This window comes from Sphingomonas sp. AC522 (assembly GCF_979258125.1).
Genome location: NZ_OZ409836.1, coordinates 1,504,547 through 1,515,378 on the forward strand (window position 1 = coordinate 1,504,547; position 10,832 = coordinate 1,515,378).

At 64.6% G+C, this 10,832-nt stretch carries 7 protein-coding genes; all 7 read left to right on the forward strand.

Annotation, left to right across the window (positions count from 1 at the left end):
* Positions 1 to 42: 42 nt before the first annotated feature.
* The 7 genes from ACZZZM_RS07405 to ACZZZM_RS07435 all read left to right on the forward strand — a co-directional run bounded on the left by ACZZZM_RS07405 (position 43) and on the right by ACZZZM_RS07435 (position 10,718).
* Complete coding sequence (locus ACZZZM_RS07405; RefSeq protein WP_463594466.1) at positions 43 to 3,078, forward strand: TonB-dependent receptor; 3,036 nt, start codon at positions 43 to 45, stop codon at positions 3,076 to 3,078.
* A gap of 325 nt (positions 3,079 to 3,403) precedes the next feature.
* The gene (locus ACZZZM_RS07410) at positions 3,404 to 4,549 is read left to right on the forward strand and encodes a zinc-dependent alcohol dehydrogenase (protein WP_463594467.1); all 1,146 of its coding nucleotides are present in this window, start codon (positions 3,404 to 3,406) and stop codon (positions 4,547 to 4,549) included.
* Between the two features lie 13 nt (positions 4,550 to 4,562).
* Positions 4,563 to 5,090, forward strand: coding sequence for a hypothetical protein (locus ACZZZM_RS07415; RefSeq protein WP_463594468.1), 528 nt, complete (start codon positions 4,563 to 4,565; stop codon positions 5,088 to 5,090).
* Between the two features lie 38 nt (positions 5,091 to 5,128).
* Positions 5,129 to 6,178, forward strand: coding sequence for a patatin-like phospholipase family protein (locus ACZZZM_RS07420; protein ID WP_463594469.1), 1,050 nt, complete (start codon positions 5,129 to 5,131; stop codon positions 6,176 to 6,178).
* Positions 6,179 to 6,308: 130 nt separating this feature from the next.
* Entirely contained in the window at positions 6,309 to 7,685 is a 1,377-nt protein-coding gene (locus tag ACZZZM_RS07425; protein WP_463594470.1) for a TolC family protein, read from the forward strand.
* Positions 7,682 to 9,412 (forward strand): type I secretion system permease/ATPase, encoded by a 1,731-nt coding sequence (locus ACZZZM_RS07430; protein WP_463594471.1) that lies wholly within the window; start codon positions 7,682 to 7,684, stop codon positions 9,410 to 9,412. Before ACZZZM_RS07425 ends, ACZZZM_RS07430 begins: the two co-directional genes overlap by 4 nt.
* Position 9,413: 1 nt before the next feature.
* Positions 9,414 to 10,718, forward strand: coding sequence for an HlyD family type I secretion periplasmic adaptor subunit (locus ACZZZM_RS07435; RefSeq protein WP_463594472.1), 1,305 nt, complete (start codon positions 9,414 to 9,416; stop codon positions 10,716 to 10,718).
* Positions 10,719 to 10,832: the final 114 nt, after the last annotated feature.

The following is a 10,832-nucleotide window of genomic DNA, read 5'->3' on the forward strand; positions in this document are numbered from 1 at the left end:
CAAGCTTCCTGCCATAAGAAAACAACAATCAGGGAGGGGTCTATGACTCGCAAAGCTCAAGCGGCGGCCGGTTTCGGTGCAAAGCGTTTCGCAGCAATGCTGCTGGCCGGAACGGCGATCGCGATGATCGCGAGTCCGGCCTTGGCGCAGGATACCGCCCAAGATCCGGCGGCAGTTCAGGACGAGACGCAGGGCGACATCGTCGTGACCGGCATCCGCAGCTCGCTGGCGACGGCGCTCAACGAGAAGCGCGCGTCCGACAATCTCGTTGAAGTCATCCAGGCCGAAGATATCGGCAAGCTGCCCGATCAGAACCTGGCCGAAGTGCTGGAAAACGTCACCGGCGTTCAGATCACGCGGCAGGCCGGTGTCGGCAATGCCGTGCAGATCCGCGGGACCGACGCCAACCGTACTGAAATCAACGGCGTTTCGACCGTGGGATCGGGTGCCGGACGCTCGGGCATCAGCTTCGAGGATCTGCCGGCGGCGCTGATCGCCTCGGTCGAGGTGACCAAGGTGCCGACTGCGCAGACGATCGAAGGCTCGGTCGGCGGCACGATCAATCTGCGGACGCTCCGCCCGCTCCAGCTCAAGGAGACGCTGATCGCGTTTCGCGGGCAAGCGGAGAATAGCGACCTTGCCAAGACGACGCTGCCCAGGCTTTCGGGCACGATCGGCAGCCGCTGGGATACTGGCATCGGCGAGTTCGGCGTGGTCCTGAGTGGCAGCTATGCGCGCCAGGATGTCGCCAATTTCGCGCCACGCGTCGATCGCGACGCCGTCGTGCTGCCGGGGCAGGGGCCGAGCGCCCAAAGCTATCCGTTTCTGCGCATCCAGTTCTTCCAGCAGGGACTCGACAATTACGAATATGAGACGTGGAACGGCACCGGTGCGCTCGAGTGGAAGCCGAGCGACAATCTGAGGCTATATTTCGACGCGACGATCAACAGTCAGCAGCGCGCGCAGGAAAGCCACCGCGTGCAGATCTCGGGCACCGCGACGCAATCGGTGATCGACGCTACCACCAACACGGCGTTCGAGACCGTCAATTTCGGCACGCTCGACGGGCCGAACGGCCCCATCAATCTGGGCACGGTCCAGGCCGCACTTGCTGGCCGGATCGGCATTGGCGGGACCACCGGCGCTGTCGTCGATCCCAATATGCGGACTTCGAGCGACACGGGTGCGCGCATAACCAAGAGCCGGGTGTTCGACCTGGGCGGGGAATGGCATGCGGGCGACCTGACGGTACGGGCGGAGGCCTCGCTGTCGACGTCCAAATCGGACTTCCCGAATTTCTCGACGACGCTGGATTTCATCAATCCAAGGGGGCCGCAGCCGGCCATCGGCAGGAGCATCGACAATGGCGTTCCGCTCGAGTTCGACCTGCGAGGTGGCACGCTGCAATTCGGCATCGACCAGTCTAGCCCGTTCGCGCCGACCACGGCTGAGCTGCTCAATCCGGCCAATTACGACCTGCAACAGGTCGCCCAGGGCGCCAACGCGACCGACAATAAGGAGAAAGCGGCGCGGCTCGACCTCTCTTATGATTTTTCCAACATCGTACCGTTCATCGCTTCGATCGACGCGGGCTATCGCTGGAACCGGACCTCGGCGGTCAACAGCGTCTTCTCGAACAATGTCAGCCTGACCAACACCACGACTTCTTGGAACCGACCCTCCGGCAACCTCTTCTCCGATATCCTGATCGCCGGTCCGAACAACTTCAATTCGGCGGACGGGCGCCGGCTGTTCTTCCCCGATTTCCTGCTGATCGACGGCGGCCGTGCGTTCCAGGATCCGGCGGGCGTGCTCAGTACGCTCAACGCTGCGATCGCGGCGAGCAATGCTGCCCGGACGACAGGCCCGGCAGTTGCACCGCTGACCACGCCGACCGAATCCTTCGCGGGCTTCTTCGGGATCCAAGAGACAACCAACGCCGCTTATTTCCAGGCGAATATCGATGGCGAGATCGGCAGCGTCCGGGTGCGTGGCAATGCCGGCGTGCGCTGGCTGAGTACCAAGCTTGCTTCGACCGGCAACAACATCGCCAATGGCGCGGTGACCGGGCAGAGCGTGACGAGCAGCGCGTATAATTTCTGGCTGCCGCGCTTCAGCCTGGTCGTGGAGCCGGCCGAAAAGGTCTTGGTCCGCGCGGGCGTGGCGCGGGACATTCGCCGGCCCAATTTCGACACGCTGTCCACCTCATTCTCGTTCGGCACAGGCGCGAACACGCCGGTTGCGGTCGGCAATCCTGGGCTGGTGCCCGAGGCGGTGTGGTCGTTCGATCTTTCGAGCGAATATTATTTCGCGCGATCGAGCCTGGTGAGCATCGGCATCTTCCACAAATCGCGGACGAACCTGTTTGCCGCGCGGCAGGAGGATCCGGCGCCCAATCTGGATTCGAGCGGCAACCTCAATATCGATATCACGCCGCCTTGCGAGAATGGCGGCATCTACAATCCCGTGGCCAATCGCAACATCAACAATCCGGTGCAGGGCGTCGGCATCTGCGTGCCTTTGCTCTCGACCTTCAACGTCGGCGGTACGACGACGCAGACTGGCATCGAGATCGCGTTCCAGCATGATCTGTCGGCATATGAAGACGCGCTCGGCTTCGCTTCGGGCTTTGGGTTTATCGGCAATTTCACCTACCAGAAGACCGGTGGATCGGCGCGTGAATATCGTGCGGCCGATGGCCCGCGGACGGTCTTCACGGCCCTGGGCAAGCCCAATTCCCAGGACCTGATCTCGCTGACCAACCTGTCGAAATTCTCGTACAACGCGACTTTGTTCTACGACAAATTCGGGCTGAACGCGCGAGCGCGTTATACCTGGCGCTCAAGCTTCGTTTCGAACGATCCGTTCTTCTTCGGCCTGCCGCTGATCAACGGCGCCCGGGGCCAGTTGAACGCCAGCATCAATTACGACATCACTAGGAACATCAATATCGGTGTCGAGGGCATCAATCTCCTCCGCGAGGACCAGAACCAATATTGCGTCAACGACAAGGCGCTGTTGTGCTTCCAGGGCCTTACCGATCGCCGGATCACGGCGGGGATCAGCGTGAAGTTCTAATCTGCCTGAAGACTAAGCCGCCCCGACGCAAGTCGCGCTTTACGGACCTTGCGTCGGGACGGCCTCGGGAATTGATTCCTATGATTACCAGTTCCCCGCCAGGGGCTTCGACCTGACCCCGCATAGCTGAGCTACCGGCACCTTGTGCCGTGGGCGCGGACTTGTCTCCGCTTCTGCCTGATCATCCGGAACCTATCCCGCAAAGGGCGGTTTTCGGATAAAGTAGCCGATATCAGGAGCTTAACTTAGGTAAGTCTGGCGGGCCGCGGCCTTCGCCGAGGCGCGCCGTGTCGCGGTGGCGCCCGCGCAACATCGAGGAAAAAGCATGCTGGCGATGGACTATCGCGGACCGTATCGCGTCCGCCTCTCGGAAAAGCCGATGCCGGAGATCCTGCATCCCCAAGACGCGATCGTGCGCGTGACGCGATCGTGCATCTGCGGATCGGACCTGCATCTCTATCACGGCATGGTGCCGGACACGCGGGTGGGCATGACCTTCGGCCACGAATTCTGCGGGATCGTCGAGGAAGTCGGCGAAAAGGTTCGCAACCTCAAGCCCGGCGATCATGTCCTGGTGCCATTCAACATCGCCTGCGGCCAGTGTCATTTCTGCCAGCAGGGGCTGTTCGGCAATTGCCACGAGTCCAACGCGCAGGCGACCGCTGTGGGCGGCATCTTCGGCTATTCGCACACGGCGGGCGGCTATGATGGCGGGCAGGCCGAATATGTCCGCGTGCCCTATGCCGATGTCGGGCCGACGATCATTCCCGACTGGATGGACCCCGACGATGCCGTGCTGCTGACCGACGTGGTCCCCACCGGATACCAGGCGGCGGAGATGGGCGGCATCCAGAAGGGCGATACCGTCGTGGTGTTCGGCGCCGGGCCGGTCGGGCTGATGGCGGCACGCTGTGCCTGGCTGTTCGGCGCGGGGCGCGTGATCGTGTTCGATCTGATCGACTATCGGCTTGAATTCGCGCGAACCTACTGCCCGGCGGAAGTCTATAATTTCCAGGAAGTCGACGATGTCGTGGTCTTCCTCAAGAAGACCACCGACGGCCTCGGCGCCGATGTGTGCATCGATGCTGTTGGCGGCGATGCCAAGGGCAATTTCCTCCATACGTTGTTCGGCACCAAGCTGAAGCTGGAGGCGGGATCGGCGATCCCGCTGCATTGGGCGATCAACGGCGTGAAGAAGGGGGGGATCGTCTCGGTCGTCGGCGTCTATGGCCCCACAGGCAACATGGTCCCGATGGGCAATGTCGTGAACAAGGGGCTGACAATCCGGGCCAACCAGGCCTCGGTCAAAAGGCTGCTGCCGCGCCTGATCGAGCATGTCCGCGTTGGTAATATCAATCCGAAGGCGATGATCACACACAAGGTGCCGCTCGCCGACGTGGCGGACGCCTATCACATCTTCGCCGCAAAGCTGGACGGCTGCATCAAGCCGGTGCTGGTGCCCAATGGCTGATCAGGAGGCCCGCATGAACCTTCCCGTAAAGACCCGCAGCCCGCATCTGGTCGATACCTCGGCGATCCCCGGTTGGGGCGTGGATGCCGACCGGGAGAACGATCCGACCTGGCCGATGCGCGACCAGACACAGGATCGCGGGCTGAGCAAGGACTGGGACCGGCCCGTGGTGCAGCGGCCCGACGTCGAGATACTCCAGTCGATCGAGCATATCCGCCAGCCCGCAGTGGTCGGCACTTCGACGCCGCCGCGCGGCGTGAGCGGCGTGCTGCGCCGCCTGGCCTTTCGCTGGAGCGAATCCAATTGGCTGCACTGGCTGATGCTGCTCGGCGCAGACCGGATCAACGTGGTCGAGGGCGTGGTCAGCGACCTGGCGCATGCTCGCATTCCGAACATCCCCGCCGAAATGGGCATCCGTTCCGAGCTCACGCACAACAAGGCGGGCTTCGCGAAGAAGGTCGCGGTCGTTGGCTTGGTCTCCGCCGTTGCGGTCGGCCTGCTGATGCGCCGGAACAATGCCAAGACGGACGCGGAAACCTGAATACGTCCGCATCGCGCAAAGAGTTCGACCTGGCACTCGTGCTGAGCGGCGGCAACGCGCTCGGCGCGTATCAGGCGGGCGCATATGAAGCATTGCACGCGCACGGGCTGGAGCCCGATTGGATCGCGGGCGCTTCTGTCGGCGCTATCAACGGCGCGTTGATATGCGGCAATCCTGCCGAGCAGCGGCTCGAATGCCTTCGAGAGTTGTGGACGCCGTCGTCGGATCGCGGAGAGGCGGCGATGCAGTCGCCTGCGATTATGGAAGAAGCGCGGCGCACCGCCGCAGTCGCGTGGAACATGGTGGGCGGGCGGCCGGATCTGTTCGTGCCGCGCAATTTGCTGGGGCCGTGGTGGAATCCGTTCGGCAATCCCGAGCCTTCGAGCCTTTATGATGCGACGCCGCTGCGTGCGACGCTCGAGCGGCTGATCGACTTCGACCTGCTCAATCGCGGAGCCCAGCGTTATTCGGCGACCGCGGTGGATGTGGAGACTGGCGAGGACGTGGTGTTCGACACGCAGGCGCAGCGGGTGGGCGCCGATCACATCCGCGCGAGTGCGGCGCTGCTTCCGGCTTTCTCACCCGTCGAAGTGAATGGGCGGCTGCTCGGGGATGCCGGCATTTCGGCCAATTTGCCGCTCGACAGCGTGCTGGGCGGCATATCCGAACGGCCGCTTCTGTGCATCGCCATCGACTTGCTGCCACTGCGCGCGCCGCGGCCGCAGACGCTGGGCGAGACCGTGACGCGGATGCAGGATCTGCTTTTCGCGACGCAAAGCCGGCGCGCGATCGCGGCATGGCAGGCGATTTTCGGCGAGCGTGCCGCGCGGGGCGGTTCCGCGTCGGTCACGCTGATTCATATCGCCTATTCTGACCATAGCCGCGAAGTGAGCGGCAAGGCCTTCGACTTTTCCCCGCAAACTTCCGCTGCGCGCTGGGAGTGCGGGCGGCGGGATCTCGCCGCGGCGCTGGCGCAGATCGATGCGGGCGACGTGCCGCTGGGGGGAGCGGGACTTTCGGTTCTGGCGCCGTCGCAGGCGGGCCCATTGGAGAAAGTGCATTGGCCGCTCGCGCCCGTCCAAGGCTGAACAATCCGGCACTATCGTCGCAGTTTGAGATAAACCTTCGTAATTGTACAAATAAATGAGATGACGCCTTCGTGCGCGTGCCCTAGAGGGCGCATAACCCGGGGGTGGGGCGCGTATCTTGTTTTGGGTAATGGCGGGACAGGATTCCGCCGCACAATCACAGCATGTTCAGACCGTGCCGACAGCCAAGCTGCCGACCGCCGAGGCGCGTCCGCTCGACATCGATTTCTCGCAGGACCCTGTGCTGGCGCTCCGCCGCCACCAGACCGACCGCGCGGGTTTCGAGGAACTGGTGGGCGCGACCGTGCGGCGGCATCCTGCTGCGATCGAGGCCGAGGCGCTTGAGGATGTCGCCGCTGTCCGCGTGCGGCAGGAACGCGCAGGGCTGTTGCCCTCGCTTGACGCGTCGGTGACCAGCTACCGGGTGCTTTCACGCGACTTCTCGAACGATCCGGACAATATCATCGAGCGTTCGCGCGCCAAGCAGCGCACCGATGCGAACCTGTCGCTTTCGCAGACGGTGCTCGATTTCGGGGCCACGACCAAGCGAATCGGCGCCGCCAAGGACCGCCGCGAGGCCGCGACCGCCGATACCGAATCCACCGAGGAGCGCGTCGCGCTCGACACGATCAGCGCCTGGTATCGCGTGTTTGGGATGCGCGCATTGGTGCGGCTGGCCGATGCCTTTGCCGCCAGCCAGCGCGATTTGCGCCAGGGCGTCGAACAGCGGGTGAAGGAAGGCGCTTCGGCCGAGGCCGATCTGGCGCGCGTCGACAGCTATATCGCCGATGCCGATCGCCAGCTCGCCGGGTTTCGCCGCGCGCTCGCCGATGCCGAGGCCCGGTTTCGCGAGCTGACCGGGATCGAAGCACCCGCGACGCTCGAACGCGCGCCGGTGCCCGACATATTGGTCTCGACGCGCGAAGAAGCGATCGAGGCCGCGCGCGACGTTCCCGACGTTCGCAGCGCGCAGGCGAGCGCACGCGCGGCACGCGGCGATACCGATGCGGTCAAGGCGAGCAAGCTTCCCAATGTCTCGGCGGGGATAGATGCCGGGCGTTATGGCGTGATCGAGAACGACCGCGATTATGACGTGCGCTTCCGCGTGACGATGCGGCAGCGGCTATTTGGCGGCACCGAGACGCGGACGGACGAATATCGTGCGCGCGCCCGCGCTGCCGATGCGCGATCGGATCGGGTGCGCGAGGAAGCGGCCCGCGATGCGGCGATCGCCTGGTCCGACGTCCAGGCGCTCGAACGCCAGCTCAGCGCGCTGGAGAATGCATATACCGCGGCGCGGCGTTCGCGCGATGTGATCGTCGAGCGCTTCCGCGCCTCGCGCGGGTCGTTGATCGACGTGCTGGACGCGCAGGGCGCCTATTTCGCCAGCGCAAGCAGCTACATCCAGGGCCTGACCGAGCTCGACGTCTCTCGTTACATCCTACTCGCGCGGACCGGAAAGCTATCGGCGGAAATCGGGCTCGAACCAAAGGAAAGCGCAAAGTGAGCGCGGATGAGCATGTGAAAATGCCGCGGCCGCGGCTGGCCGAGTGGCTGACCGCGCCGATGCGGCGCAACCGCGCGACCTATTGGAAAGTCGCGCTCGCCGCGGTTTTCATCAACGTCTTCAACCTGCTGACGTCGATCTTCTCAATGGTAGTGTATGATCGCGTGGTTCCGAACAATGCGATCAGCTCGCTTGTCGGCCTGTCGATTGGCATCGGGCTGATCATCGTCTTCGATTTCGTACTCAAGCTGCTGCGCGCCTATTTCGTCGATCTGGCGGGGGCGGATATCGATCGCGACGTGGGCGGGCATGTCTTCGCGCGGATGATCGCGATGCGGCTCGAACTGAAGAAGGGTTCGACCGGTTCGCTCTCCAGCCTGATGCGCGAGCTGGAGGGGCTGCGCGAATTCTTTGCCTCGGCGACGATGGTCGCGATTGTCGACGTGCCGTTCATCCTGATCACGCTGCTCGTCGTGTGGTTGATTGGCGGGGTGGTGGTGTTGGTGCCGATCGTGCTGGCGGTCCTCGTCATCCTGGTGGCGCTGTTCACCCATCCGGCGCTCGAGCGCCTTTCGGCGCGCACGCTGGGTGAAGGCATGGCCAAGCAATCGGTGCTGGTCGAGACGATCGGCAGCCTGGAAGTGGTCAAGGCGAGCGGGGCGGGGCCGATGCTGACGCGGCGCTGGCTGGGCGCGGTGAGCCAGCAATCCGACAGCTCGATGCGCCAGCGACTTATTGCATCCATCGGCATGACTTTCGCGGGATCTGCGGGGACGCTTTCCTATGCACTGGTGGTGGTCGTCGGCGTGTTCGAGATCGCCGCGGGCAACATGACTACCGGCGGGCTGATCGCCTGCTCGATCCTGGCCAGCCGGGCGATCGCGCCGCTGGCGCAGATCACGCAATTGCTGACGCGGATGACGGCGACGCGCACTGCCTATCGCCAGATCGACGAAATGATGGAGCATCCGATCGAGGGTCCGGCGAGCGGTGGGCTGCAGCTGGCCCGGGTCGAGGGCACGGTCGAGTTCCGCAACGTCAGCTTCCGCTATCCCGGCGCGCCCGAAAAGGTGCTCGACGGGATCAGCTTCCGGATCGAGCCCGGCGAGCATGTCGCAATCCTCGGCCGCGTCGGTTCGGGCAAGTCATCCTGTGCGCGGCTGCTGCTTGGGCTCTACCCGCCCGAGGACGGGCTGGTGATGATCGACGGCACCGACCTGCGCCAGTTCGAGCCGGCGAGCCTGCGCGCCGCAATGGGCGCGGCGATGCAGGAGAGCACTTTGTTCACCGGCAGCGTCCGCGAGAATATCGTGCTGGGCCGCGAGCATGTCGATGACGAGGAAATGCTGCGTGTCGCCGATCTTTCGGGCGCGCATCAGTTTCTCGGCCAGATCGCCAATGGCTATGATCTGCGCCTGTCCGACCGCGGCGAAGGACTTTCGGGCGGGCAGCGCCAAGCGATCGCGATCGCACGCGCGCTGGCGGGCCGGCCCCAGATCGTGCTCCTCGACGAGCCGACCAGCGCCATGGATCAGCAGACCGAAACGATGCTGATCGAGCGTCTATCGACCGAACTCAAGGACCGTACCCTCGTGCTGATCACGCATCGCCCCCAGCTCGTTCAGCTCGTCTCGCGCATCATCCTGCTCGACAAGGGCCGTGTCGTGGCAGACGGGCCGCGCGACGAAGTGATGGCGCGCCTCCAGCGCCCGCGGGCGGTGGCCTGAGATGGAGCATAACCGTCTCGAGGAGCTGACCGCCCGGGTTCGCCCGTCGACTGCGTCCAATGTCATGCTGTGGACGATCGTCGGCTTTGTCGTGATCTTCTTCGTCTGGGCTTCGCTCACCCAACTCGACCGCACCGTCCGCGCGATGGGCAAGGTGATGCCGAGCGCGCAGCTGCAGGTGGTGTCGAACCTCGAAGGCGGCATCGTCCAGGATATATTGGTCAAGGCAGGGCAGCAGGTGCCGAGCGGTGCCGAGCTGATCCGGCTGGACCCGACCCAGATGGGATCGGAGCTGGGCAGCGGCGAAGCGACCAGCAATGCGCTCCAGATCAAGATTGCGCGGCTCACCGCCGAGATCATGGGACGCGATCCGGTCTATCCGGCAGCGGCCAACCCGCAGACGCTCCAGCAGATCGAGATCGAGCGGGCGCTGCATCTCTCGCGGATGGGCGAGCTTGCCCGGGCCAGCGAAGCCGCGGCCGCGCGCACGCGCCAGGCCGAGCAGGCGGTGGCCGAGGCGGCGGCGAGCTATCAGGCGCGCGTAGCGGTGCGCGATTCACGCGTCTCGCAGCTGGCGACGATCCGCTCGCTGGTCGATCGCGGGATCGAGCCGCGCATGGCACTCATCCAGGCGCAGGGCGATGCCGATGCAGCGCGTGCCGATGCTGCCAGTGCCAACGAGTCGATCGGGCGGGCACGGGCGCAGGTTGCCGAGGCACGCGCACAGCTGGCGGTGACGCGGCAGGATTGGCGCGCCAAGGCGGCGGACGAACTGGCGACTGCGCAGGCCGAGCTTTCGGCGCGAAGCCAGACGCTTCCGGCGCTCGCCAATCGCGTCGAGCGCACCGTTATCCGTGCGCCGATGAAGGGGCGGGTCAACCGCGTCCTGATCGCGACGCGGGGAAGCGCCGTGCAGCCGGGGCAGCCCCTGGTCGAGATCGTTCCCGACGACAAGAGCCTGCTGGTCGAGGTTCATGTCCGCACGCAGGACGTTGCCGCGGTGCATATGGGGCAGCGCGCGAGCGTGGCCATCACTGCCTATGACCGCTCGGTCTATGGCACGCTGAGCGGGCGCGTGACGCAAATCTCGCCCGACGCGGTGACGCAGGAGCGGACCGGCGAGAGCTTCTATATCGTCCAGGTGCGGACCGACACGAGCGGGCTGCGCATGGCTGATGGCAGCACGCGCCCGATCAGCGCCGGCATGGGCGCCGAGGTTGATCTGCTTGGCGAAAAGCGCAGCGTTCTGGCGTACATCCTGACGCCGATCACCCGGCTCGGCGAGACGGCTCTGCGCGAGCACTAAGCGCTTGGATTGCTACCCTCGTAGCGGGCCGCGACTCGACTGCACGATTTTGCACAGATGAAGAGACGCATCCCATTTTGGGACCGGATCGATCAGAGCAATTACGGTTAAGCA

Excerpts from the sequence above, each read along its gene's own strand:
- ACZZZM_RS07405 (WP_463594466.1), top strand. The coding sequence starts at position 43 with ATGACTCGCAAAGCTCAAGCGGCGGCCGGTTTCGGTGCAAAGCGTTTC.
- ACZZZM_RS07410 (WP_463594467.1), top strand. The coding sequence starts at position 3,404 with ATGCTGGCGATGGACTATCGCGGACCGTATCGCGTCCGCCTCTCGGAA.
- ACZZZM_RS07415 (WP_463594468.1), top strand. The coding sequence starts at position 4,563 with ATGAACCTTCCCGTAAAGACCCGCAGCCCGCATCTGGTCGATACCTCG.
- ACZZZM_RS07425 (WP_463594470.1), top strand. The coding sequence starts at position 6,309 with ATGGCGGGACAGGATTCCGCCGCACAATCACAGCATGTTCAGACCGTG.
- ACZZZM_RS07435 (WP_463594472.1), top strand. The coding sequence starts at position 9,414 with ATGGAGCATAACCGTCTCGAGGAGCTGACCGCCCGGGTTCGCCCGTCG.